Genomic DNA, 21860 nt, shown 5'->3' with positions numbered 1-21860 from the left:
AGAGGACGCTGACCCATGGCCGGAGCACTGACCGACTACGCCGAGAAGAAGCTGCTCGATCACCTTCTCGGCAAAGCCGCCTACACGATGCCGACGACGGTGTACCTGGGCCTGCTCACCGCGGACCCGACCGATACCGGCTCGGCCACCAGCGAGATCCCGACCACGGGCGGGACCGCTTACACGCGGATGGCGATCACCGCGAGCATGACGGCGGCCGATCCGACGGCCGGCAGCAGCTCGAACAGCGCGGCGATCAACTTCCCGGTGGCCGGCGCCGATTGGGGCAACATCGCCTTCTTCGGCATCTTCGACGCGCCGACCGGCGGTAACATGCTGATGAAGGCGCCGACCAACACGACCCGGCAGATCCTAGCCGGGGACCAGTATGTGGTCTCGCCCGGTCAGCTTGCCGCGTCGCTTGACTGATCGACTGACGCGCCACCGTGCTCGGCTTCTCGCCCCTATCGCAGACCCCGATCTCTGCCCGACCGAACGTCGGGACAGTGCAGACCGGGGCTGGCTCGTTCACGGCGAGCGCGACCGCGTCCCTGGCCGCGGTGCTCGTGCGCCGCGGCGGGTCCACCCTGCAGGGAACGGCGACGGCGACCCAGCGCGCCAACGTCATCACCGTTGGGTCCGGTTCGTTCCTGGCGAGCGGTTCGCTGTCCGCCAACGGTGGGCGCGTCATCAAGGCGGCGGCCAGCTTCTCTGCCGCGGCCACGGCGACCATGGCCGGCCTGCGCCTCGCATTCGGCGCTGCGGCTCTGTCCGGATCGGCCACCCTCAGCGGCGCGAGCGTGCGCGTCCGGTTTGGCGCCGCGACCTTTTCAAGCTTCGCCTCGACCAGCCTTGTCGCGACGCGGATCATCCAGGGCGCGACCAGCCTCAGCGCGCTGGCAGCAGCGAGCCTCAAGCCGACCCGGGTTCGCAACTCGCCGGCCGCCTTCGTCGGCATCTCGACCCTGTCTGCGGACTCCGTGCGCCGGCGGTACGGCGCCGCCTTGTTATCGGCCGCAGCCGCCGTGCAACTCTCGGCGCTGCGCATCCGGCCCGGGTCCGCGTCCTTCGCGATCACCTCGTCCGCCTATGGTCGCGGTGGTCGGATCATTCAGTTCTCGGGCGCCGCCCGCGCGACCGCGTCGCTGGTCGGAACCGGCGCCATCCTCAAGTTCGGCGGGGCCACGCTGGCTGCTGCGGCGAACGCGAGCCTGCAGCCGTTCCGCATTCGCTACGAGGGCGGCAGGTTCAACATCTCGTCGTCGGCGCGGATGACGGGCACGGGCGGCTTCCAGGATCTGTTCCTCGATCCTCGCATCCGCCTCGTCTGGGCGTTGGAGATCTCGGCCTATCCTATGTCGGATCGTAACGCGGCATGATGGGCTTCGGACCTCTCAGCGTCGCGCCGATCTCCTCGGCGGACAGCGGTTCCTACGGCGCGATCTTCTCCGCCTCGGCAACCCTGCGCGGCAATGGCGTGCGAGCCCGTCAAGGCAGCGCCTCCATCGCGGCACAGTCCTCCGCATCGGCGGCCGGCCGGCGCATCCGCACCGGATCGGCTGCGCTCCAGGGTACGGCCTCTGCGAGCCTCTCCGCCCGGATGCGGTTGGTCGGGTCAGGCCGATTCAAGGCGACGTCGACCCTGCGCGGGAATGGCGTCTACACGGCGCACGGCGGCGCGGTGCTCACCGCGACGTCGCTGGCGAGCCTGGATCCGAACGTCCGCATCTACGCCGCGACGGACGAGTTCATCACGCAGCCCAGCGACACCCCGGCGAGCACCCCGTTCCTGGGGACCGTGCAGCAGGTGATGCGGTTCGACCGCTCAATCATCAACGGCGGGCGGATCGGACAGGTCACCGCCGGCTGGGGCGAGATGACCCTGATCAACGCCGAGGGCGATTACGACGAGCTGATCTCGAAATACTCGGTCGATGGCCGCCGCATCACGGTGAAGGTCGGGATCAAGGATTCGCCCTACGCGAACTACCAGACCCTGTTCGACGGCACGGCGGCCGACTGGCAGGTCGAGGAGGCGCTCCTCCGCATCCAGATCCGGGACAACTCCTACCAGATGGAGTTGCCGGCGCAGCCGAAGATCTATGGCGGCTCGGGCGGCATGGACGGGACCGAGGATCTGAAGGGCAAGCGCCTGCCGCTCGCGCTGGGTGAATGCGCGAACGTAACCCCGGTCACGCTGGTGCCGAACCTGCTGATCTACCAAGTCAACAGTGGGCCCATGGAGGCGGTCACGGCGGTCTACGATCGCGCCGTGCTCCTCACCTTCGCTCGGGATTTCCCGACGGCGGAGGCGCTGTTCTCCGCGACGACAGGCGGCGCCGGCAGCGGCGCGGACGTCGAAGCGGGCGAATACGGCACCTGCCTCGCTGCCGGCCTCATCCGCCTCGGCGGCTCCCCGGTCGGGGCCGTCACCTGTGACGTGCGCGGTGACAAGACCGGCGGCGTCTACGTGAACACCACGGCCAGCATCGTGCGCCGGCTTCTGGCGATCGGCTCGAAGGTGCCGGATCCGACCGGTCTCTCGGTGCCGACCTTCGCCGAGGTCGAGCGCGTGCAGCCGGCCGTCATCGGCTACTGGCTCGACGGCTCGGCCGACACCAAGGTGATCGATGCGGTGGCCGACTTGATGGGCGCGGTCGGCGGCTGGGCCGGGATGCGCCGGAATGGCCGCCTTGAGGTGGCGATCTTCACACCACCGAGGGGCCAGCCCGCGGCCTCCTACGACCGCATCGACATCGTGGACATCGACCGACAGAAGCTGCCCGATCAGCTCTCGCCGCCGCCCTACCGCTTCCGCGTCGCCTGGGGGCGGAACTGGACGCAGCAGACCGACGTGGCCGGGCAGGCGGGCGTGACCGACGACCGGGTCGCCCGCCTGAAGGAGAGCTACAGCCTCGCCACCTCGGATGCGGTCACCGGCCAGCGGGTCCAGCGCAACCATCCGCTGGCGCAGGATCCGGACCCGATTCAGGCCTACTTCCGCGACCAGGCCGACGCGCAGGCCGAGGCGGACCGCCTGCTCAACCTCTTCGGCCCGGTCCAGTCGCTCTACCGCATGACAGTGAAGATCCACCCGTTCGCCCACGAGATCGGCGAGTGCGTGTTCGTGACCTTCCCGCGGTGGGATCTGAAGGCGGGCCGCCTCCTGCGCATCGTCTCGCTGACCGACGACACGGACGCCGAGACCGTCGAGATCATCGGATTCGGTTGATGACCCGCCCCTGGAATGCAGCCATCGCCTACGCGAACCTCGCGGACGGCGGGATCGTCCGCGCCTCAAGCGCCAGCCAGCTCGCGCCGCCGGCCCGGCTGCAGAACCCGCACGTCGCCCGCAAGTGGCGTGGCGACAACAACCCCTCGGAGTACCTGACCGTCGACCTCGGCGACGTGCACGACGTCGACACGGTCGCAATCATGGGCCTGACCCTGACCGCCGCCGGCACGATCCGGGTGCGGGCCTCGGCCACGGACACTTCGGCGCTGATGGCCGAGGCCTACGACAGCGGACCGATCACCGGCGCGGTGGATCCGCGATACGGCATGCTGGTCCACCTGCTGCCGGTGCTGGTGCAGGCGCGCTACGTCCGGATCGATCTGGAGCAGCCCGGCGCCACGTACATCGAGGCCGGTCGGCTGTTCGTCGGGCGGCGCTGGCAGTTCGCCTACAACTTCGGCTTCGGTTGGGGCCGCGGCTACGTCGACCTGTCGAAGCGCACGCAGAGCCGCGGCGGCCAGACATACGTCGACCCGAACGTCTCCTTCCGCACGGTGAGCCTGTCTTTCGAGGTGATCACCGAAGCGCAGCGCCTGAGCTTCGTCGATGACGTCGACCGGCTGAATGGCCAGCGCGTCGATGTGCTCTTGGTCACCAATCCCGCGAGCCCGAACCTCGGACGGGACTCGATCTGGGGCCTGCTCGACGACCTCGATCCGATCACGCAGCCGGCCACCTGGATTGCGGGCATGCCGGCCTACGCCAAAGCCTACAAGATCTCGGAGCGACTGTGATGGCCCTGAAGCTCGCTGACCGCGTCAAGGAGACGACGACCACGGAGGGCACTGGCGACATCACGCTTGCCGGCGCCGTGAACGGCTTCCTCGCCTTCTCGTCGAGGCTGAGCACCGGCGACATCACCTTCTACGCCATCGTGCTCGGCACGCAGTGGGAGGTGGGCATCGGCACGCTCACCGCGGCGACGACGCTGAAGCGGACTACGGTGCTGTCCAGTTCGAACGGCGACGCCCTGGTCCCGTTCGCTGCCGGCACCAAGGAGGTGTTCATCGACCTCCCCGGCACGCTGGCCGACCGCATCGCCGACTTCGCGATCTCGGAGGCCTCCGTCGCCTCGGCCGCCACCGTGGATCTCGGCGCGCAGAACAGCCGCAAGATCGCGATCACCGGCACCACGGCGATCACCAGCTTCGGCACCCGGGCGCACGCTGAGAAGCTGCTGCGGTTCACGGGAGCCTGCACGCTCACCTACGACGCCACCGCGCTTATCCTGCCGGGCGGCCAGAGCATCGTCACGGCCGCCGGCGATACCGCGCTGGCCACGTCGGACGCGAACGGCAACTGGCGGATCCGGCACTATCAGCGCGCCGACGGCAGCGGGATCCTCAACCCGGGCACGTCGTGCGGAACCGTCACCCTCTCCGGTGGCAATCTGCTGTTCAAGCCGTTCCGCGGCAACGTGGTGATGGTCGGCGGCGTCCTGCGCACGATCCCGACGGCTGGCGTCCCGCTGGCGCCGACCGGATTGACCGTCGGCACCCGCGTTTACGGCTATCTCTACTGGAACGGTACGGCCCTCGCGGCTGAAACGTCGACCACGGGCTACGTCGTCGACCCAGCGACGGGCATGGCTTTGAAGAACGGCGACGCCTCGCGCACGCTCTACTTGCAGACCGTGCCGATCGCAGGCCCGGCGTTCTCCCTCGCGCAGACCCGCTCGTGGTTCAACGACCCGGGCCAGATGGTCCAGTTGGTGGCGCCCAACTCGTTCGTCGGCACGGGCGGCTCGGCCTATGATGGCGGCACGATCCCGGCCAGCCTCGTCGCGTCGCTCCTGCTCTGGGCTGGAGATACCATCGAGGCGGCGTTCACGGCGTCCGGCGTCGGCAGCTCACCCACCACCGTGAACTTCGCCACAGCCTTCGTTCTGGACGGCTCACCCGTGGGCGACCGCGGCGTGGGCTCCAACGGTGGCAACGACAGCACCTACAGCCCGGTTTCGATCGGAGCGGCGTGGACCGGCTTGTCCGAAGCGCTGCACACCATCGGGGTGATCGGGCGCAATCCGTCGGGTAACGGCGCCTACTTCACCTACGCCTCGATCACCGACACCGCGAAACCGACCCTAAGAGTGAACGTGCGGAGGGCTTTGACGTGATCGGTTTGCGCTACCACACCCCGGGCAACACGAAGCAGGTCGAAGTCACGATCCCGGACGGCGAGACCTTCGGGGGCTTCCCGGGCCCGACCACGATGGTCGTGCTCGACACCGGCGAGGATGGACCGCTCGCTGCCGCCGTGCGCGAGGCGTTGAAGGACGGACAAAAGGTCGACGCGGCCGCAGAGCCGACCCAGCCCGGCGTGCCCTCGCAGGTGCCGATGTGGGCGGCTCAGGCCGCCCTCAAGCAGGCCGGCGTGTACGACGCGATCAACGCCCAAATTCTCTCAATGGAGGCCAGCAACCCACCGGTCTTCTTCGCCTGGACGATGGGCAACTTCGCCTCGCGGCAGAGCGCCTTCATCGCCACGCTCGCCAGCCAGTTCGACATGGACGACGCGCACATCGACGCGGTGTTCGTCGCTGCCGACCAGATCGCTCAGGTCGCGGGCTGATCTCGGCCTGACGATTGCGGTCAGGCCGATGTAGGGTCGAGGTTCGGCGGCTGCTTCAGGATCTCAGTGAGTGCAGTGGCATCAGTCGGCTGCAGCTCGCACGATCTCGTCCTCGGATAGGAACTCGCCGTCGGGACCACGCACGCCGAGCACGTGCTCTCCTCGCGCCAACGCCGCGCGAGCCAGTTTGATCGCCTCCTGCCGGGACCCGCACTCGTCGGTGACGAGGCCCTCGTGCGTGAGCTGGACGGGGTCTGCGTGGGTGATGCGCCAAGCCATGTCGCTCTCCTTCGATCCACGTGTTCGCTCAGGTAGCGCCCGGGGCGAGGTCGTCGAACGAATGCACCCGGGTCGCTCAACCCAATAACGCCTCCGCGATCGACTCGTTCGCGATCGGCGAGCCGTGAGACCTCGAAGTGCTGCTGGTGCGCAGCTGATCGCCTTCACCGCTCTTTGAAATTGTGAGGATCACCATGGACCGAACCGTGCCCGCGGGCGCGGCGCTTCTGCTCGACTTCATCGCGGGTTTCGAGGCGCCGAAGGGCTATGACACCGTCTACGCCAACAAGATGGCGCAGATGCCGAAGCCGCTCACCAGCATGACGCTGGCGGAGGTGATCGCGGACGGCCCGCGCCGGACCAAGACGTTCGGCTCGTCGGCGTGCGGCCGCTACCAGTTCATGACCGCGACGCTCCAGGACCTCCGGAAGGAGATGGTCCTGATGGGCACGGACCGGTTCACGCCGGACTTCCAGGATCGGCTCGCCCTGAAGCTCCTCCAGCGGCGCGGCTACGACAAGTTCATGGCCGGGAAGATGACCCGGGCGGCGTTCGGCTTGGCCATCGCGCAGGAATGGGCCTCGTTCCCTGTGCTGGAGGCGTGCAAGGGTGCCAGCCGGTCGCTCGCGCGCGGCCAGAGCTACTATGCTGGCGACGGGCTCAACAAGGCGCTGGTGAAGCCCGAGGCGGTCGAGGCGGCACTCACCCGAGCCTTTGCCACCAACTCGGTCGCCGTTGCCCTCGGGGCGCCGCCCGCCACGCCGATCAAGACGCCGGCGGCGATCGCGTCGCCCGCACCGGCCAGCCCGCTCGTGGCGCCCGCGCCGCGCCGCGCTGCGGATCCGCCTCCGCCCGACAATGGCGGCATCACCAAGCCGGAGCCCGGCCTGCTGGCCAGGATCGCCGCGCGGCTGCGCGCCGCCTACCCTCGGAAGGACGCCTGACATGGCCCGTATAGGCGTTCTGCGCACGCTTGAGGGCGGGTGCCTCGGCTTCCACTGCCCCGGATGCAACGACATGCACGTGGTGCGCGTGGTGCCTGACGGCGGCCTGCCGTGCTGGGGCTTCAACCAGAATCATGAGCGGCCGACGTTCACGCCCTCCGTCCTCATAAGGGGCACCTGGTCGGATCCGCCTGTCACTCCGGAGAACATCGCTGAGTGGCGGCGGGCGCCATGGCCTCAGCGCAAGGTCGAGCGCGTCTGCCACTCCTTCGTGACCGACGGCCAGATCCAGTTCCTCGGCGACTGCACCCACGCGCTCGCCGGGCAGACCGTTCCCCTAACTGCGAGCGAGGACTGATCATGGCCAGTGGAATCGGCGGAGCGATCGGCTCCATCATCGGCGGTGCGCTCACCGGCGGCATCGGGCCCGCGATCGGAGCGGCGCTCCCAACCATCGCAGATACCGCGAAGGTGCTGGTCGACCGGCTCGTGCCGGACCCGAACGCGAAGGCCGCCGCCCAGGCCGAGATCGAGCAGGCGCTCACCCTGAGGGAGACGGCGCTCGTCAACGCAACCATGGAGATCGCCAAGGCGCAGTCCACGGTGAACCTCGCGGAGGCACAGGGTAACGACCGGTTCTCGGCGCGGTGGCGGCCGTCCGTCGGTTGGATCTGCGCCGCCGGCTTTGGCTACCAGTTCGTCCTCGCTCCTGTCCTGACCTGGGCGACGAACCTCGCGGGCGTGATGATTGGCGCCGCGATCCCGCCGGCTCCCACCCTGTCGATCAATGACCTCATGGTGGTGCTGACCGGCATTCTCGGCCTGGGCGGACTGCGCACGGTCGAGCGCGTCCAGGGCGTGCCCGGGGCCATGCCCGGCGGCACCAAAGGCTGACCATGCCTCAGGTCACCATCTCCAATTTGCGTGAGAAGCGATGGCTCCCGAAGAGCGACGGTACACGGTCGACGAGTGGCGGGAGATCCAGGCTCAGTACCGCGAGCAGCCCCGGCGTGGGGTCCGGACCATGTATCCAGACCCGCTGGACGAGTGCGAGCTAGGTCCGTTCGTGCCGGAGGGAGGCTTCGTTCACGGGCGTGGTCGCGCGGAATCACCAACGCCGCGCCACCAGCCACATGTGGAGAGTTGGATCTCCACGCTGAGCGCCGATGACATCGCGAAGCTGGAGATCCTGATCGCGCTCCGGCCTGAGACCGTGAAGTGGGTCGCCGAGAAGAACAGCCGCGAGCTCGAGCGGCTGGATGGCGCGGTCGAGTTCATCTCTTCCTCGCGCACGGCCGCCCGCGTTCTGATGTGGGTCTGCGGCACGGCGGTGGCCTTCGTGGGCGGCGTCGTCGCGCTGGCCAAATCGGGCTTCGACGCCTTCGCGCTGTTCCGGGGGCTGGGCAAATGACGCTGCGCATCTTCGGCTTCGCGTGCCTCGGCCTGATCTGCTCTGCGATCATCTCGACGGCCGGCCTGCTGGCTTGGTTTGCCGCTGATCGAGCAATGCCTGTTGAGGTGCTATCGTCTGAGGTGCTCACGCCTCGGGTGCGACCTGGCGACAAGCTCGTGATCCGGCAGCGCGTCCGGTACTCCCGGATCTGCTCTGCACACGTGGACCGGGTGCTCTACGACAGCCACACGCGGCGCGAGTTTCTTCGGGACGTCGATTACGAGTATCCGCCGCTCGGGCTCGGCACGCGCACGATCACCTTCGAGGAGGACGTGCCGGCTAACTTCGGCCCCGGTCCGGCGGAGTACCGGGCGCTCCCGAGCTACTCGTGCAACCCGCTCCAGAAATACTATTGGCCGATCACGCGGCCAGAGACGGTGCTGCGGTTCGACATCGCGGACGATGGCCAGCAGGCCTCTCCATGACCTGCCCGCCCGCGTCGCAGGACATGACCCTGGTCATCGCGCTGGCCGCGTTCCTGGCCGGGGTGATCCTCGGCAACCGGACAGCGCCGAAGGATCCGCCGCCCGGCTGATCGGAACCACGCCTCCGGTCGTGGGTCTACCAAGCACTCATGGCGAGACCCACCTCAAACCGCCCCGGCTCCGGCCGAGGCGGTTTTTTCGTGCGATCTGAACCTCTTCGATGGCGCGTGCGTTCCTCGGCTCAACAACTAGGGAGGTTCTTATGCGCTACCGCACTCTTATGGCCGCCGTGCCGCTGTCTGCACTCCTTGCTGGCTCAGCCTACGCGCAGGCGCCGGCCGCAACGCCAGGTGCGCCGACGAGCTCGCCGGGCGTGGCCACGCCCCAGGCGGGGTCGACTGGTGCTCCAGGTGCCGTCACAGGATCGCCGACCGGACAGCCGGCCGACACGCGATCAAACAGCTCCTCGTCTGCGGGTAATGCAAATCAGCCGGAACGTGCGGCGCCTCAGGGCGGCGGCGGTGGCGGGAACAAGTAGCCGCTGATCGCCATCCTCTGCGTACTCATTCTTCAGCCCCGCCGGCACCGCCGCGCGGGGTTTTTCTTTTGTTAGCCGTACCGCGCGACGATCTCCTTACACGCCTCGGAGCCATCCCGGCGTGCCTCCCTAGACTCCGCCCGCCCGGCTCGCGCTGAGGCGGGCTTTTCTTTGGGCTCGGCAGTGATATCGTCGCGCGTGACGCTCAACCCCTAGACGAGCGTCCTCCAACTATGCTCGCCCGGTCCGCCGTGGCGGGCATCTCTTTAACTATCACACAGCATCATGCGCATGGATCCAGCCGCGGCCAGGCCCCGAGGTATGGATCTGAGAAGCCCGCCCGGTTCGCCGGCGCGGGCTTTTTCGTGCGCAAAGCTGCGTTAATGCTTTTGTCCGTGAGGCGCGATGATTAAGCTAAAATCTACCCCATCGAAGCCGGCGTCGTTGGGCAATTCGTCCATCTGGAATTCAACTCCACTTGCTCGAAACGCGTTTATTATTGCGGCATCCTTAACGTTCGGGTTCTTGTGATTTCTTATTGTCAAATATAGACCGCGATCATCTTCACTATCGACCCACGCCATGCCCATATAAACTTTCAGACCCGCCGACTTGAAAGAGTCGGCAAATTGATTGGCAAGCGCAGAAATTGAAATATCGCCGGTCACAAATGATACGAATGCTGTCGGTCGAGGATTTAATTTCTCAAAATTTGTTCTGATGACATCCAGATCGTTTTGGCTCATTTTGGCGTATGGCGGCGCTGCCTTTATCGACAACAACTGCAATTTGTTTTGTGCCGCGACAAGCAGATCTCTTTGATCGTTGAAAGCCTGAAAATTCGCGTAAATAAATCCTGCAATAGCGAGAACTATACCGAACGCGAGCCGCAACCGATTTGATATTAACTTGCGGATGTAAGCTTCGTACCCCGTCCAAAACTGCTTGCAAATCCGTTCCGCAAGTAGTGGTCCGCCCGTTAAGATCAATGTCCAATGCTGCCAAACGGCGGATATATAGTCGGACAGCGCGCTAATCATAGCTGTTGCAATATGTGCGTGAAGGAGTGGGAGGGACCAAGAGGACGGGCTGATAGGATGGCCCGTTCGACAAAATTCGAGACGTTCAGGAAGCAGCCCGGGAACTTCTCAGGCGCCCGGGCCACAGGCGTGCTACGCCCGACGCATCTTCTTCGGGATCGGCCGCGGCGGGAGGCGCTTCGCGGGAGCATGTAGCCCGGCGGCCGCGGCTTTCGCGAGCAGACGCGGCAGGTACTCCAGGGCCCTGCTGTCGCGGCCGGCGAAGTAGGCCTCGGACTTCAGCGGCAGCCACGCGGTCCAGAAGTGCCGGCGGAACTCCGCCAGCATGTCGTCCGGGTAGGCCTTGGGCCACACGACGCGGCCATCCTCAAAGTCGTGCCGGTACTTAGGCAGCGCGTCCGTATCGATGCCCCACTCGTCGCGGAGCCACTTGCAGAACATGAGGCCCTGCGAGATGTCGGGCAGCAGGTGCTCGGGCAGCGTGTAGCCCATGTCCTCCATCGGGGCGATCAGCAGGATCGTCATCTCAACCAAGATGGAGAAGTGCCCAGCCGGAACGTTCGGATGGTTCGCGAGATGGCGGCGCAGATGGTAGGGCAGCGTCGGCCGCACCGCGGAGTGGCCGCGCATCCAGTCGTGGACCCACTTGCTCACCTGCACCGCGAAGATCGGCGAGCACCAAGTGGCCAGATTGATGGCGACCTGCGGGTGCACCCAAGTGCCCTGCAGCTCGGGCGTTCCGCCGCTAAGTGACTGAACTAACACCGAGGCCGGGATTCCGGTATCGGCCGCCAGCGCAGCGATGAAGGCCTTCGTGCCCTCGTTAGACGCGTAGTGGTTCCACCGCTTCCCGGTCGCCTGGCACATCGCGGTAGCGTTGATGTAGCCGTCGCTCGGCCGCTGGCAGACGAGGCCGCCGGCCGTCTTATGGGGGATCAGATCAAGATGATGCTGCACAGTGACAGGTCCTTAACCGTGTGTTGACGACACCGGCCAAGGGTCTGGACTCATCCTCCGGATCAGCGCTTAGATCCGGTTGCCCGAGGTGGTCCGGGTCTCTTGACCGGCCTCTCAACGGAAAGCCGCTTCGACTCGCGTCGGGCGGCTTTCTCGTTTTGAGACAGTCAGCATCCCCGCTCGCCGGCTTCGTGTCGACGTGCGGCGGTCATTCCGCGGACGATATCCACCGGTCGTGCCCCGGGAACACCACTCCGGGACGCCTCTGTGGACAATCAGCACCTACGAGGAATTGGCCTGTGAACAAGCCGGTTGATCGCCCTGGCCCTTGAGGTAGAGCGCCTCCCGGTGGCGCACCTGAAGGCAGCGGCGGCGGTTGGCGTAGTCGACGCTGACGCCGTGGTTGAACAGGTTGTCAGCGATCGCGTCGTCAGAGCCCTGGCACGCCATCTCGGTGTGGCAGCGCGTCCGCCTCTTCATTCTGCTCGGTGGCCGAGACGACCACGATCTCCGTCACCTGTTAACGCCTGCGCGCTACGCCGCCGGTCATGTCCAACCAGCCGGCCTCGACCGACCTCCCGCCCGCCGTCGCCTCCTGGCGCGACCAGATCGAGCGCCTGTCCGAGCACGTGGCTTGTTTCTGATTCCTCGCCGCTCTCGTAAGTGAAGATTGCACCGGTGGCTTCCGAGAGGGCTTAATGGCTGGTGGGCCCGGCAGGACTCGAACCTGCAACCAGACCGTTATGAGCGGTCGGCTCTAACCATTGAGCTACAGGCCCCTGTGTTCGAATACCCTTGGCCGCCGTGTAGGAGCAAACTGCTGCGCCCACACGGCGACATAGGGTCGAGCGGTCTTACTCGGCTGCCTCAGCCTTTTCGCTGTCTTCCCGATCATCCTCGGCGAGAGCGTCCTCATCGTCTGAGGCGTCGTTCGATCCATCAGCCGCCGGAGCTTCAGCGCGGTATTTGTCGCCGTCCCGCTCCAACTCCCCGCTGTTGGCCATCACGCTAAGGTATGTGTTCAGGGTATTGGCCGCCACGTCCGTCAGGCGCTCGCTGATCTCGGTGTGCGTCAAGCCCTCAGAGCCAGCCTCCTCAAGGAGCGCCTTCAGCCGCCCCTTGGCCGAGTTGGCGCGAGGCCCGCGGGGTCCACGGCTACCGCGAGGCCGGTCCTCGCTCGCCTGAGCACGACGGCTCGCCGACAGATCGGCGGCTGGCTCGTCTAAGGGTGTTCCTTCAACGATTGATGCGAGTGCACGCTCGGCTCGGCGCAGTTTCGCCAGTTCGGCGCCGGCCCGCTCGAACTCGGTCTCCAGGGTCGAGCGCTGATGCCTCACGCTGGCCAAGGCCTTCGTGAGAGTGTCGTCATTCGCCATCGGTAGATCAGCCTCATCGATCTTGGGAGCGTGGCTCACCGGCGCCGCTGCAAACCGTATAATCGCGCGCGTCCCGGATCCTCGTTGTGCAGCACGTAGGCGCAGCCGCGTACTCTTAGGACTCAGCGCCTTCGCGCGCCAGCCGCAACGCGCGTAACTTCGCCGTCCTTTCGTCAAGAGCCCGTCGCTCTGCCTCAACCTGCGTCCAGACCCTGTCGGCGTTCTCCTGTTGAGCCGCCTTTTTTGCACGCATGGTCTCGCGATGGCCTACGACGTGGCTTGGCAGCGCTGACATCGATGCTCCTCTCAACCTGTGGGCGAGAGACTTAGGGCGCAGTTCTGCTCTGTCAGCAGGCGGACCAAATCAGGTCGGATCGGCAGGCTTCTCCAGCCGCGCTCCAGGCCCCGCGCCGTTCTTCTTGACGAGGATGACGCCGGCGGTCTGCGGTGACGCCTCGTTAAGGCAGCAGGCCTACGCCGCCAGTCATGCCCGATCTCCCACCCATCATAGCTTCCTGGCGCGATCAGCTTGAACGCATCTCTGAGCACGCCTCGCCCTGCCGGTATCTCCTGCCGGCGAAGTGGAAAACGATGCGCGAGAACGCGCTGGCCTTCCTCGACCAGCATGGCGCTGAGGCGCACCGGTTCGGCTGGACCGCAGAGCAACTGTTCGGCGTTCATCCCCAGCACGGCTTCCTGCGCGTGGAATATGCCGGCGCGCTGATGGTGAACGGCAACCCGGTGGTCGCCGTCGAGAACGAGCGGATCGTGTTCGACCGGTTCTCCGGCTACCGGAACAAGCCGGGTCAGACCTGGGGGCCGCCGGTCTGGGAGTTCGCGGCGAAGGGGCGCGGCTGATCCGGCCTGTGACCTGCGGGGATATCGGGGGCAACCCCGCTGTTAGCCGACACAGGATGTTGCGCTGGCCAAGCCTTTATCACGGCGACACTTTTCGCGGCGCATCATGGGCGCATGCAGGAGCACGCGAGCCCGCCATGCACTTCGAGATCCGCTCCACGGGTCGGCACCTCTGGACCTGGGCGCTGCTCGACGCGGCGCAGATAACCGTCCTCGAATCGGATCGAACCTTCCCGTCCGAAACGCAGGCCTCAGCAGCAGCGCTGGCCTTCGCCAAGCTGGTGACCCGGGCAGGTCGAACGCTGACCGGCGGGCCGGCCGGCGGTCTGTTCTGACGCTACTCCAGCGGCAGCTTGGTCCGCACTCCCGGCTTGCTGGCATCAATCTCTGCAAGATGATCGCGCCCTTCTCGCGTGATGAACCACGCTGAGATCCTACGGCCGGGCCCGAGCGCTGGCCGGGATACGACGAGCCCGAGCTTCGCAAGCGCCGGCATGGCGGATGGGTAGGCCTCGTACCGCATGCCCTTCGGATAGAGCAGGCAGGCGCGGAGGGCTTCGAGCTGACGGCCGCGGACCGGCGCGATCGGTTCGGAGGGCATGGCCCTCGGCTATTGCAGGCCTCCGGGCGAGTCCATCAGCCCCAGCCGGATAGCCAAAGCCAAAAGGTCGCTGTCGGTATGCGATACACGGTCGATCAGCCAGAGCGCGAAGTCGTCGCTCCATGGCTCGACGGTGTGACCGCAGGCCCGCAGCGCGGACACCGCCTCAAGGACCGGATCGGCTTCGTCGCTCATCCCTTCACCGGATGCGCCAGCAGGATCGCGGTTCGGACCATGTTACGCTTCCAGGCCGGCTTGTCGGTGGTGAGCGCCTCGGCCGCGCGCTCGTTCGTGCGGAGCGTCTCGACGAGGTCGAGGGTCAAGCCTTTCGCGAGCGGGTAGGCCTCAGTCGCCAGATCCGCGAGCACGGCATCGACCGCGGCGTCAATCTCCTGGTCGGTGACCTCGGCGGCCTTGCGTAGCTCGGAGACGGTCGCGGGTTCTTTGGCCATGGCCCGGCCTATTGCAGCTTGGCCGACGTCGAGTCCATGAGGCCGAGCCGCACGGCCAGCGCTAGGAGTTCGCCCTCGGTCAGGGACTGGCCGTCGACGAGCCAGAGCAAGTGATCATCGCCCCACGGATCGACCGTGTGCCCGCGCAGCTTCAACGCCTCAATGGCTTCGAGAATCGGGTCGTGACCTTCGCTCATAAGGCGAGGCTACCGCGGGTAGGGGGGGGCGTCGAGGTGACCGAACTGGTTTCCAAACCCCGCTCTGCTCGTAGGCGATCAGAATGGATCCCTGGCCGTCATTTGGAAACCAGACGCGCTGGAATTGCTAGCTTTTTCGCGGCGCATCAGTTCCTTTTAATCTGTAGGTCCTGGGTTCGAGTCCCAGCGCGCTCACCAAAAACACTAGCAGGTACAGTGTGATGGTGAGAATCGAGGCTGTGACCGGCGGCCTCTCGTGTCCAAGGCGGAGCTGGCTGTACCTGAACCCCTACCCGCAGCGGCGGTGGCGGCCGGTCCGAACAGTTTGGCGCTGGTCGCTTTCCAGCACCCTTCCAGCTTCCGCATGCCGTCGATCGCGTGCAGGCCCTTGTTCACGGCTGTCGTGCCGCACCATCTGCGCGGATATCTCGACGATCGTCGACATTTCGGCCTCGGTGCAGCCGACCTCGAGCAGCATGTTCACGGCGTTCTTGCGAAGCCCGCGGAAGAAAATGGCATCGTCGCCGAGGGTCGTCGTCGCCAAAGGCTTTCTCGCCCGAAACCCGGGCCGGCGTGCCCTTCCGCGTCTTCGAGGTCGTCACGCGCGGCTGGGCCGTCGGGTCCACTGCCTTTCGGCGGCACTTGCCGGTCTCGGGATCCAAGCCGGGGATCCCCGGACGAAGAGCCGCGTCCAAATGAACTCGAATCGCACAGGCGACGAGCTACCTTTTTCGCCGGTATGTCGGCCGGATCGACCGAGGTGCGCACGGCGGGCGCGCGAGGTACGCGGCGCGGCCTTTACATAGCCCTGCTCCTTGAGCCCAATTTTGTACTACAACTGCTTGCGTGCTTAGTTCTGTATTGCCCTGCGCAATCCCGGATGCAATGTTCGTAATCCGATCATAAATTATGTTATTAGCTATGGAGTACAACAGGGCCTGATTCGTTCAAGAGTTCAGTTTGGCGTCCGTAAACAGTCACAGCCGGGTGGTCTATGCCCACAAACCCAGTCAAGCCACGTGACGGTTTCAAGGTCGCTTCGGCCGTTTTTGGCGATCCGCTCAAAACGATCGACTGCTTGGTGAAGCTCGATGGCACGCAACATGCGCTGGTTGAACTCTCAAAGGCTGACCGTATCCCAGATAGGTTCCTTCTCATTGCGACGTCGATACAAATTAGGCGAGATTGCCAAGTGATCGAGAGAGAAGCTGACTGGTTGAGGGTCACTTTCACGATCGAATGATGCGCGCGCACGACGCTTCTTTAATGCCGCGATATAGACCGCCTTGGCCGGGCGAAAGCAGCATCAGAAACAAATCTGGTTTTAACGAAACGGGGTATATTCAGTTGGCCGAAATTTCGGAGGCGTTTCGTGGCCAACGAACTCAGGAACGAGAAAAGAAAGTTCGCTCTGAAGACAGGGCAGATATTTTTTGGCGAACAGCAGGATTGTTGCGACTGCCTTGTATGGGACATGGCTAAATCGGGAGCGATGATCGAGGCTGATTTAGGCGAGGCAAGCCCAAAAAAGCTTCGTCTGATATCGAAAGCCCTATACCTCGATCAACTTTGCGAGGTTGTCTGGCGCGAGGGTCGGAAGATCGGTCTGAAATTCGCCACCTGAGCGTTGCGCTCACCCAGGCTAGCCTCCAGTGGGTTGTCATGGTGGATCGCGTTCAGAAAAGGCGGGATGTCATCGCCATGATAAAGATCAAGCTCGCCACCCTGACGCACTGTACCCTTCGGCAGGTCAGCAGTTGATTCAACGACTGATTTGAGGATGCCGGATTTTGGCACCATCGACGGAGGCCGCAGGCGATGAGTGAGAGTGTCACTGGGCGCTCATTTGCGGTGGCCGTGCGCGTGAAAGAGCGGGATCGAGTGACGTCGGCGACTTTCCCAGCGCAGCCTGCGCTGCAGCTTCCCAGGCTCCGGCCAAGCGAGATCGCGGCAGCCGCCGGATTCGCTGCGGTGCGTCGTGCGCTCGAACAGATGCAGCTTGAGGAGGGGCTCACAGCCTGACCCAGGACAGGCTGCCCCAGCTTGCCGCGGGCGTCTATCGGCATCGAGCCTCAGCGACAACTGTGATGGGTGCCGCCTGTGTGTGCTGGCCAGGAGCCCGCCGGAGTACGGTCTCGCCGACGTGATCCTAGGCGGTGGGCATCTGGCCGGCTTGGCCGTTGCGTCGCAGCAACTCGTGCTGGCGCCGCAAGATGGCGCCAGTCTTCCCGAACCGAATCAGAGCGGCGATGGCGTCGAGGCGACGGTCGGCGCGCAGGTCGGCTCAGGACGGGTGCTGGCTCTGACGGCCATCGTCGCAATCAGCCATCATCGTCTCGGTCCCGAATCCTCAGGCTGTGCAGCCAGATCGAAACAGCGACCGTCACCGAAAGGGGAGCGCCGACGACGAGCGCCACGGTTTCAAGAGCACCGTCCATGTGGCCTTTTTATCTGCTAAGGACTGCCGTCCTCTTCCTCCGAATTGGGGTAAGACGTCTGTGACGTGCGTCACTCTCGCTGACCGCTGCGTTTGTGCCCCCTGGCGTTGTGTCGCTGGCTGAGGGCCACCACGATCACCGCCATCGGGACCGGGCTCCCATCGCACGCGTGCAACGGGGATCCTGGATGCGGCCGACCTGGCGCACCGTCACGTAGGCCGCGTCGATCCAGAGATACGGCCACGCGCCCTTGATCGCCCGGTCGAGGAACGCGCCGACTCGCTCGTCGATCTCCTGGCACAGACGGCTGACCTGGCTCTTCGACCCGCCCGCGCCGCCCATGGCCTGCACGAGGTCATCGACCGAGCGGGTTGGGATGCCCTGGATGTCGGCCTCCTGGATCACAGCCGTGAGCGCCGTCTCGGCCATCCGGCGCGGCTCCAGGAATGCCGGGAAGTAGCTGCCCATGCGCAGCTTCGGGATGCGCAGCTTCGGGATGTGCAGCTTCGGAATGCGCAGCTCGACCGTGCCGGCGCGATTCTGCCAGTCCCGGTCGCGATAGCCGTAGCGCTGGATCGACCGCTCGGCGCTCTTCTCGCCGTGGGCCGCGCCGGTCAGGCCACCCACCTCCAGCTCCATCAGCCGTTCGGCCGCAAAACCGATCCTCTCGCGCAGCAGATCGGCGTCGGCTCTCGTCTCCACCAGCCCGCGCAAGGCCATCATCGCGTCGGTCATCGGGGGGCTCTCGAATTCGCGGTTGGCGCTCGCCACCCGACCCGGCAACCGCCGATGAAAACCCCGCGGGAGAGCTACACCACAACCTGGGACACGACCCCCGTTGGCCCCGCTTGGAGGCTCCCAGTGACTGGAAGAACGTCATCAGTGGCCTCGGGTCGTTCCGGACGGTTATCCCCCCGCGAAGCTGCCCTGTCGGTGAGCCGGGATGCTGCCGGGCCGCTCAGATCCCCACGCTCGCAGCGCCCGCTTCAGCCGCCTGCTGCACGGTGGCTCCTTTTCGCAGTGCCATCGCGATCGCGGTCGACATGGTGTCGACGGCAAGGGCACGATCCTCCCCATGGTCGTAGGGGCTGTTCTCGTTCGATCTCAGGCGTGCGTAGTGGCCGTTCGGATACCGTTCATCCATCCGGGCTCTGAGCAGTCTGGCGGCGGCATTGTAGTCCTGCTCGAAATTCCGCGCCCCGCGGGAGGTTTCAGTTTCGAACGTTCCGGCCTCCTTTTCCTTGGCTGACACGCCGGCTCTGCGCTCATGCGCACTGCCGAGGAAGAACTGCATGATCTTGGAGATCAGCCAGCTGAAGAACGGCATCGGAATCTCCTGATCAGGTGGCGATGAACGCAACTGATTGGCTGTCGTAGCACGGTTCGTCGCCGAGCCGATGCGGAGGCTTCCGAGACGACGGCCTCACCATCTCTCTTCAAGAATGAGCGTGCCGCTCCGATCGAAGGTGCCGCGCCAACCGCTGTTGAGCAGGCGGATTGTCACCAACGTCCGGCCAGCGTCATCGCCGCTGCCCTCTTTGATACGGGCGTCGACATAGCCGTACCGCTCCAGGCGCTTCAGGTCGTCGGCGCTGACACTGAGCCGTGTGGCGAGTTCACGGGGATCGACGACCCAATCGCCCAGGTGACCGAGGGTAAGCCGCATGGAGTTCGGCCTCCGTCGGTTCAACGGATTCGAGGCTGTGGGCGACGCTAGCACGGCGCGCGGGAAGGCCGGAAGGCCGGACGCGGAATTGGACGGCATCGTCATCGGCAACCAGGTCGCGTCGAAGGATCCGCTGCCCTAACTGGCCCACTGCTTGCGGCGTTTCGGAGTGATCCCGATACATCCCGATGGTGAACGATGCTCGAGCGTCGCCGTCAAGCAGCGATGTCGGAGCCGGACAAACTCACCGAGATCGAGCGGATTCACCTCCGTTGCAGGATTGCGCCCGCCATCGCCGTATATGAGCAGGTGATCGAGACTCTTTCTTTCGCCGCAAGCGTGCTGCGCGATGCGGGCGATGCCGGCGTGCGCGAACTCAATCAAGCGGTCCGCACACAGCGCGTCGGCATCATTAAGCGACGCGCGATACGCGGCGCATCCGGAAGAGACGTGTGAGGGAGCATCGTTTCGATATCGTCCGCGGGTCGCGATCCAACGGAAGCGTGACTTATCACTGTCAGACTTCCGGGTGGGAGCTGAAAAAACTACTCGATTTCGTTGTGCGAGCAGACAGCGACATCAGTGTCATGGATCCAGATGGCCGACAGGTATCAGAAGCCGACTCGATCGGCTCAATCGACGGATCCGGCCCGGCACCTGCAGAGGACACGCTCACCGCCGCTCCGCAGATCCGTCGTCAGCCCGCGTTCGCTGAAGCCCGAGAGGAAGCCGTCTGATTTACTGGCGCAGGCTTTTTTCGTGCGAACGCTCTTGAGCCGGCCCTCTGTCTCCAGCCGTATGTGGAAGGCGGCCCGCGTTTCACCGTCTTCCACGCTGTGGCTGTGATGGCCCGTAGCGCTGCTCCAGCTCCGCTCGGCCCGCGTCGGTGATCCTGTATTCGATGCTGTCGGATCAGGGATCGGCTTGGCCGGTGCCAACGACCAGGCCGAGCGTCTGCAGGCGCCTCATGTAGACGCTCACCTGACAGAAGCGTGCTCCGATCTCAGCGAGACGCTGAAGGCGACAGAGGCTGCCGGGGACGGGTTTGTGCATCAGCGCGAAACGGCCTCAATGTCATCCTCGTAGATCGAGTCCGGCTGGCAGGCGTGCCATTCCTTCTTCTCGTCGGTCTGACCCTTGCGGCCCCAGCAGTATCCAGCCTGAGCCAAGCGGCCACCGAGCCGATCCCGCAGCCTGCATTGCTCACGGATGACGGCCGGGTCCCCAGAACCGTCGCAGGCCAGGGTGGCTTTCAGCTCCGCCGTCAACAGCTCGGGGACGGTCGGCAGCTGTTGTTGAGCCTGCGCCCCGCCGACAGCTACGACGAGGACGAGGGTGGCGAGGGCTGAGCGCATGTCGGCAGGATAGCTGAGCCGAGGCCGCCGGCAACCCGTTTGACAGGGCGGTATTGGGCGGAGAGCGGACGAGGCCGAAGGCCCCGGTCCCTCAGCGAGTCAGCCCAGCCGGGAGCACCGACGGAGCCGTACGCGATGCATTGGACGCAGCAAAAGAGGCTACGAAACCGGCCAGGGACCGCACATCGCTAGGTTGACTTGGATCGCGAGCGACCGCCGCTGCTTCCCGTTCCAGCCGGAGATTGCAGGCCTTCGAGGGTAGTCCGACATCCGGCGTGCAGGCGTCATGACGAGCGCAGGCTGCGTCGAGAGCGTCGATGGGCGGCAGAGGAGCGTTGTTGCCCGGGCCGCAATAGTTGCCGTGAAGGAGAAACTTCGGTCCGCCATTGGCCGCAGGCTGAGCGAGTGCCGGAGCGGCGCATAGGGCGGCAAGGAGAGCCGCCGTTCCGAAGACAGCGCGAGACATCATGGTGATGATCCTCCAGCATCGACCTCTCGTGAAGTCACGACGGCGAGGGTCGTGGGCAAGGGTCGAGCTAGGAAGAGAAGAGCACGCCGCCTCGATCTGCGATGTGATAAAGATCACGGACCCTGTGCCGGGCAAGCACCCGCAACGATTTCATCATTGCGGGCTCCAAGAGAGGCCCGTGAACCCTTCAGACCATGCTATTCCCTGCTCGGGTGCCTGAGCGTATTCAAGCCCCAAGATTTTGATAATCGTGAAAATCAGGAGCAAATTCGGCCGACATATGATCTAATCAAGTGCTATTTTGAAAATTGCCTTGACTATTGTCTGGGATCGTTGTGTTGGTTGCTGATCCACGCGGAGGCTCAGATGCACGAAAACACATCCCCCTCAGGATCGGATCAGCCCGATTTTATCGCGCTCACCACCGACATCGTTGCCGCCTACATCTCGAAGAACTCGGTGCGGCCGGCCGACCTGCCGGCTCTCCTGAATGAAGTGCACGCCGCGATCGCCGGGCTCAATAGCAGCCCTGCTTCCGCCGAGCCGAAGGTCGAGAAGCTGACGGCGGGCCAGATCCGCAAGTCAATCAGTCCCGACGCCCTCATCAGCTTCATCGACGGCAAGCCGTACAAGACACTGAAGCGTCACCTGAGCGGCAACGGTCTCACGCTCGAGGAGTACCGCGAGCGCTACGGCCTACCGCACGACTACCCGTCTGTAGCCGCCAGCTACTCCGAGCAGCGCTCCAAGCTCGCCTTGGCCCTTGGCCTCGGCAATCAGCGTCGGAAAGCCGCTGCCAAGGCTGCAACGGTCGACGAGACGGTCGCCGACGCGCCGAAGAGCCGCGGCCGGAAGAAGGCTGCCGAACCTGCGGCTGCACCGGCTGCGAAACTCACGCGAATCCGTAGATCGAAGACGGCCGCTGCTGAGTAAGCTGCTCAATCCC

The 21860-nt window shown here is 65.2% G+C and carries 30 protein-coding genes, 1 tRNA gene and 1 pseudogene; 16 read left to right on the top strand and 16 right to left on the bottom strand.

Annotated elements, in window-relative coordinates:
- Positions 1-15: 15 nt before the first annotated feature.
- The 6 genes from JOE48_RS09255 to JOE48_RS09230 all read left to right on the top strand — a co-directional run bounded on the left by JOE48_RS09255 (position 16) and on the right by JOE48_RS09230 (position 5866).
- Positions 16-429 carry a hypothetical protein gene (locus JOE48_RS09255; RefSeq protein WP_210029335.1) on the top strand — a complete coding sequence of 138 codons (414 nt, stop codon included), beginning with the start codon at positions 16-18 and terminating at the stop codon, positions 427-429.
- Positions 430-506: 77 nt separating this feature from the next.
- Complete coding sequence (locus JOE48_RS09250) at positions 507-1379, top strand: hypothetical protein (protein WP_210029333.1); 873 nt, start codon at positions 507-509, stop codon at positions 1377-1379.
- Entirely contained in the window at positions 1376-3232 is a 1857-nt protein-coding gene (locus JOE48_RS09245; RefSeq protein ID WP_210029331.1) for a hypothetical protein, read from the top strand. The genes JOE48_RS09250 and JOE48_RS09245 overlap by 4 nt, the downstream gene beginning before the upstream one ends.
- Positions 3232-4029 carry a hypothetical protein gene (locus tag JOE48_RS09240; RefSeq protein ID WP_210029330.1) on the top strand — a complete coding sequence of 266 codons (798 nt, stop codon included), beginning with the start codon at positions 3232-3234 and terminating at the stop codon, positions 4027-4029. The genes JOE48_RS09245 and JOE48_RS09240 overlap by 1 nt, the downstream gene beginning before the upstream one ends.
- Positions 4029-5411 carry a hypothetical protein gene (locus tag JOE48_RS09235; RefSeq protein WP_210029329.1) on the top strand — a complete coding sequence of 461 codons (1383 nt, stop codon included), beginning with the start codon at positions 4029-4031 and terminating at the stop codon, positions 5409-5411. The genes JOE48_RS09240 and JOE48_RS09235 overlap by 1 nt, the downstream gene beginning before the upstream one ends.
- Positions 5408-5866: a hypothetical protein gene (locus JOE48_RS09230; protein ID WP_210029328.1), complete on the top strand. Its 459-nt coding sequence runs from the start codon at positions 5408-5410 to the stop codon at positions 5864-5866. The genes JOE48_RS09235 and JOE48_RS09230 overlap by 4 nt, the downstream gene beginning before the upstream one ends.
- Positions 5867-5947: 81 nt before the next feature.
- On the opposite strand, the gene JOE48_RS09225 is transcribed toward JOE48_RS09230, so the two are convergent.
- Positions 5948-6145, bottom strand: coding sequence for a hypothetical protein (locus tag JOE48_RS09225; protein ID WP_210029327.1), 198 nt, complete (start codon positions 6143-6145; stop codon positions 5948-5950).
- A 194-nt stretch (positions 6146-6339) separates the two neighbouring features.
- Between JOE48_RS09225 and JOE48_RS09220 the strand changes: the two genes are divergently transcribed.
- From JOE48_RS09220 to JOE48_RS09200, 5 genes are read left to right on the top strand one after another with little or no spacing between them, the layout of a single operon-like run.
- Positions 6340-7089, top strand: a complete 750-nt coding sequence (locus JOE48_RS09220) for a hypothetical protein (protein ID WP_210029326.1) — start codon at positions 6340-6342, stop codon at positions 7087-7089.
- Position 7090: 1 nt separating this feature from the next.
- Positions 7091-7447, top strand: coding sequence for a DUF6527 family protein (locus JOE48_RS09215; protein WP_210029325.1), 357 nt, complete (start codon positions 7091-7093; stop codon positions 7445-7447).
- A 2-nt stretch (positions 7448-7449) separates the two neighbouring features.
- Positions 7450-7983 (top strand): 3TM-type holin, encoded by a 534-nt coding sequence (locus JOE48_RS09210; RefSeq protein WP_210029324.1) that lies wholly within the window; start codon positions 7450-7452, stop codon positions 7981-7983.
- 40 nt (positions 7984-8023) lie between these two features.
- A complete protein-coding gene (locus JOE48_RS09205) occupies positions 8024-8500 on the top strand; it encodes a hypothetical protein (RefSeq protein ID WP_210029322.1) in 477 nt (158 codons plus the stop codon).
- Entirely contained in the window at positions 8497-8967 is a 471-nt protein-coding gene (locus JOE48_RS09200; RefSeq protein ID WP_210029320.1) for a hypothetical protein, read from the top strand. Before JOE48_RS09205 ends, JOE48_RS09200 begins: the two co-directional genes overlap by 4 nt.
- Positions 8968-9885: 918 nt before the next feature.
- Here the strand turns inward: JOE48_RS09200 and JOE48_RS09195 are convergent.
- The 5 genes from JOE48_RS09195 to JOE48_RS09175 all read right to left on the bottom strand — a co-directional run bounded on the left by JOE48_RS09195 (position 9886) and on the right by JOE48_RS09175 (position 12878).
- Positions 9886-10545 (bottom strand): hypothetical protein, encoded by a 660-nt coding sequence (locus tag JOE48_RS09195; RefSeq protein WP_210029318.1) that lies wholly within the window; start codon positions 10543-10545, stop codon positions 9886-9888.
- 132 nt (positions 10546-10677) lie between these two features.
- Positions 10678-11502, bottom strand: a complete 825-nt coding sequence (locus tag JOE48_RS09190) for a KilA-N domain-containing protein (RefSeq protein ID WP_210029317.1) — start codon at positions 11500-11502, stop codon at positions 10678-10680.
- A gap of 282 nt (positions 11503-11784) precedes the next feature.
- Positions 11785-11982 (bottom strand): hypothetical protein, encoded by a 198-nt coding sequence (locus JOE48_RS09185; protein ID WP_210029316.1) that lies wholly within the window; start codon positions 11980-11982, stop codon positions 11785-11787.
- Positions 11983-12205: 223 nt separating this feature from the next.
- Positions 12206-12281, bottom strand: a tRNA-Ile gene (locus JOE48_RS09180).
- Between the two features lie 75 nt (positions 12282-12356).
- The gene (locus JOE48_RS09175) at positions 12357-12878 is read right to left on the bottom strand and encodes a hypothetical protein (protein ID WP_210029315.1); all 522 of its coding nucleotides are present in this window, start codon (positions 12876-12878) and stop codon (positions 12357-12359) included.
- Between the two features lie 591 nt (positions 12879-13469).
- Between JOE48_RS09175 and JOE48_RS09170 the strand changes: the two genes are divergently transcribed.
- Together JOE48_RS09170 and JOE48_RS09165 are read left to right on the top strand one after the other, a co-directional pair.
- Entirely contained in the window at positions 13470-13736 is a 267-nt protein-coding gene (locus JOE48_RS09170; protein ID WP_245252772.1) for a hypothetical protein, read from the top strand.
- Between the two features lie 137 nt (positions 13737-13873).
- Entirely contained in the window at positions 13874-14071 is a 198-nt protein-coding gene (locus JOE48_RS09165) for a hypothetical protein (protein ID WP_210029313.1), read from the top strand.
- Between the two features lie 2 nt (positions 14072-14073).
- Here the strand turns inward: JOE48_RS09165 and JOE48_RS09160 are convergent, their stop codons facing one another.
- The 5 genes from JOE48_RS09160 to JOE48_RS09140 form a co-directional block, all read right to left on the bottom strand.
- Complete coding sequence (locus JOE48_RS09160; RefSeq protein ID WP_210029312.1) at positions 14074-14337, bottom strand: hypothetical protein; 264 nt, start codon at positions 14335-14337, stop codon at positions 14074-14076.
- Between the two features lie 9 nt (positions 14338-14346).
- Complete coding sequence (locus tag JOE48_RS09155; protein WP_210029311.1) at positions 14347-14532, bottom strand: hypothetical protein; 186 nt, start codon at positions 14530-14532, stop codon at positions 14347-14349.
- Positions 14529-14789: a hypothetical protein gene (locus JOE48_RS09150; RefSeq protein ID WP_210029309.1), complete on the bottom strand. Its 261-nt coding sequence runs from the start codon at positions 14787-14789 to the stop codon at positions 14529-14531. Before JOE48_RS09150 ends, JOE48_RS09155 begins: the two co-directional genes overlap by 4 nt.
- 8 nt (positions 14790-14797) lie before the next feature.
- Positions 14798-14986 (bottom strand): hypothetical protein, encoded by a 189-nt coding sequence (locus JOE48_RS09145; protein WP_210029307.1) that lies wholly within the window; start codon positions 14984-14986, stop codon positions 14798-14800.
- Between the two features lie 289 nt (positions 14987-15275).
- Positions 15276-15530 carry a hypothetical protein gene (locus JOE48_RS09140; RefSeq protein ID WP_210029306.1) on the bottom strand — a complete coding sequence of 85 codons (255 nt, stop codon included), beginning with the start codon at positions 15528-15530 and terminating at the stop codon, positions 15276-15278.
- A gap of 828 nt (positions 15531-16358) precedes the next feature.
- Here JOE48_RS09140 and JOE48_RS09135 point away from each other — a divergent pair.
- Positions 16359-16610, top strand: coding sequence for a pilus assembly protein PilZ (locus tag JOE48_RS09135; protein WP_210029305.1), 252 nt, complete (start codon positions 16359-16361; stop codon positions 16608-16610).
- 952 nt (positions 16611-17562) lie between these two features.
- On the opposite strand, the pseudogene JOE48_RS09130 reads toward JOE48_RS09135, so the two are convergent.
- The 3 genes and pseudogenes from JOE48_RS09130 to JOE48_RS09120 all read right to left on the bottom strand — a co-directional run.
- Positions 17563-18159 (bottom strand): annotated as a pseudogene (locus tag JOE48_RS09130) (transposase); the annotation flags it as partial.
- A gap of 223 nt (positions 18160-18382) precedes the next feature.
- Positions 18383-18751, bottom strand: a complete 369-nt coding sequence (locus JOE48_RS09125) for a hypothetical protein (RefSeq protein ID WP_210029304.1) — start codon at positions 18749-18751, stop codon at positions 18383-18385.
- Between the two features lie 96 nt (positions 18752-18847).
- The gene (locus JOE48_RS09120) at positions 18848-19090 is read right to left on the bottom strand and encodes a DUF6522 family protein (RefSeq protein WP_210029303.1); all 243 of its coding nucleotides are present in this window, start codon (positions 19088-19090) and stop codon (positions 18848-18850) included.
- 198 nt (positions 19091-19288) lie between these two features.
- On the opposite strand from JOE48_RS09120, the gene JOE48_RS09115 reads away from it, so the two are divergent.
- Positions 19289-19546, top strand: a complete 258-nt coding sequence (locus JOE48_RS09115; RefSeq protein WP_210029302.1) for a hypothetical protein — start codon at positions 19289-19291, stop codon at positions 19544-19546.
- 596 nt (positions 19547-20142) lie between these two features.
- Here JOE48_RS09115 and JOE48_RS09110 read toward each other — a convergent pair.
- Positions 20143-20445, bottom strand: coding sequence for a hypothetical protein (locus tag JOE48_RS09110; protein ID WP_210029301.1), 303 nt, complete (start codon positions 20443-20445; stop codon positions 20143-20145).
- Between the two features lie 91 nt (positions 20446-20536).
- Entirely contained in the window at positions 20537-20911 is a 375-nt protein-coding gene (locus JOE48_RS30220; protein WP_245253200.1) for a hypothetical protein, read from the bottom strand.
- 369 nt (positions 20912-21280) lie between these two features.
- On the opposite strand from JOE48_RS30220, the gene JOE48_RS09105 reads away from it, so the two are divergent.
- Positions 21281-21847: a MucR family transcriptional regulator gene (locus JOE48_RS09105; RefSeq protein ID WP_210029299.1), complete on the top strand. Its 567-nt coding sequence runs from the start codon at positions 21281-21283 to the stop codon at positions 21845-21847.
- Positions 21848-21860 lie beyond the last annotated feature (13 nt).

It is taken from the genome of Methylobacterium sp. PvR107 (genome assembly GCF_017833295.1).
Lineage (GTDB): Bacteria > Pseudomonadota > Alphaproteobacteria > Rhizobiales > Beijerinckiaceae > Methylobacterium.
The sequence above is the reverse complement of the archived record's forward strand: the minus strand, read 5'-3'. Positions and strand labels throughout refer to the sequence as shown.

Excerpts from the sequence above, each read along its gene's own strand:
- JOE48_RS09255 (WP_210029335.1), top strand. The coding sequence starts at position 16 with ATGGCCGGAGCACTGACCGACTACGCCGAGAAGAAGCTGCTCGATCAC.
- JOE48_RS09165 (WP_210029313.1), top strand. The coding sequence starts at position 13,874 with ATGCACTTCGAGATCCGCTCCACGGGTCGGCACCTCTGGACCTGGGCG.
- JOE48_RS09185 (WP_210029316.1), bottom strand. The coding sequence starts at position 11,982 with ATGAAGAGGCGGACGCGCTGCCACACCGAGATGGCGTGCCAGGGCTCT.
- JOE48_RS09115 (WP_210029302.1), top strand. The coding sequence starts at position 19,289 with ATGCTCGAGCGTCGCCGTCAAGCAGCGATGTCGGAGCCGGACAAACTC.
- JOE48_RS09210 (WP_210029324.1), top strand. The coding sequence starts at position 7,450 with ATGGCCAGTGGAATCGGCGGAGCGATCGGCTCCATCATCGGCGGTGCG.
- JOE48_RS09235 (WP_210029329.1), top strand. The coding sequence starts at position 4,029 with ATGGCCCTGAAGCTCGCTGACCGCGTCAAGGAGACGACGACCACGGAG.
- JOE48_RS09200 (WP_210029320.1), top strand. The coding sequence starts at position 8,497 with ATGACGCTGCGCATCTTCGGCTTCGCGTGCCTCGGCCTGATCTGCTCT.
- JOE48_RS09155 (WP_210029311.1), bottom strand. The coding sequence starts at position 14,532 with ATGAGCGACGAAGCCGATCCGGTCCTTGAGGCGGTGTCCGCGCTGCGG.
- JOE48_RS09215 (WP_210029325.1), top strand. The coding sequence starts at position 7,091 with ATGGCCCGTATAGGCGTTCTGCGCACGCTTGAGGGCGGGTGCCTCGGC.
- JOE48_RS09205 (WP_210029322.1), top strand. The coding sequence starts at position 8,024 with ATGGCTCCCGAAGAGCGACGGTACACGGTCGACGAGTGGCGGGAGATC.
- JOE48_RS09175 (WP_210029315.1), bottom strand. The coding sequence starts at position 12,878 with ATGGCGAATGACGACACTCTCACGAAGGCCTTGGCCAGCGTGAGGCAT.
- JOE48_RS09110 (WP_210029301.1), bottom strand. The coding sequence starts at position 20,445 with ATGCGCTCAGCCCTCGCCACCCTCGTCCTCGTCGTAGCTGTCGGCGGG.
- JOE48_RS09225 (WP_210029327.1), bottom strand. The coding sequence starts at position 6,145 with ATGGCTTGGCGCATCACCCACGCAGACCCCGTCCAGCTCACGCACGAG.
- JOE48_RS09150 (WP_210029309.1), bottom strand. The coding sequence starts at position 14,789 with ATGGCCAAAGAACCCGCGACCGTCTCCGAGCTACGCAAGGCCGCCGAG.
- JOE48_RS09105 (WP_210029299.1), top strand. The coding sequence starts at position 21,281 with ATGCACGAAAACACATCCCCCTCAGGATCGGATCAGCCCGATTTTATC.
- JOE48_RS09120 (WP_210029303.1), bottom strand. The coding sequence starts at position 19,090 with ATGCGGCTTACCCTCGGTCACCTGGGCGATTGGGTCGTCGATCCCCGT.
- JOE48_RS09240 (WP_210029330.1), top strand. The coding sequence starts at position 3,232 with ATGACCCGCCCCTGGAATGCAGCCATCGCCTACGCGAACCTCGCGGAC.
- JOE48_RS09195 (WP_210029318.1), bottom strand. The coding sequence starts at position 10,545 with ATGATTAGCGCGCTGTCCGACTATATATCCGCCGTTTGGCAGCATTGG.
- JOE48_RS09125 (WP_210029304.1), bottom strand. The coding sequence starts at position 18,751 with ATGCCGTTCTTCAGCTGGCTGATCTCCAAGATCATGCAGTTCTTCCTC.
- JOE48_RS09160 (WP_210029312.1), bottom strand. The coding sequence starts at position 14,337 with ATGCCCTCCGAACCGATCGCGCCGGTCCGCGGCCGTCAGCTCGAAGCC.
- JOE48_RS30220 (WP_245253200.1), bottom strand. The coding sequence starts at position 20,911 with ATGTCTCGCGCTGTCTTCGGAACGGCGGCTCTCCTTGCCGCCCTATGC.
- JOE48_RS09245 (WP_210029331.1), top strand. The coding sequence starts at position 1,376 with ATGATGGGCTTCGGACCTCTCAGCGTCGCGCCGATCTCCTCGGCGGAC.
- JOE48_RS09170 (WP_245252772.1), top strand. The coding sequence starts at position 13,470 with ATGCGCGAGAACGCGCTGGCCTTCCTCGACCAGCATGGCGCTGAGGCG.
- JOE48_RS09145 (WP_210029307.1), bottom strand. The coding sequence starts at position 14,986 with ATGAGCGAAGGTCACGACCCGATTCTCGAAGCCATTGAGGCGTTGAAG.
- JOE48_RS09220 (WP_210029326.1), top strand. The coding sequence starts at position 6,340 with ATGGACCGAACCGTGCCCGCGGGCGCGGCGCTTCTGCTCGACTTCATC.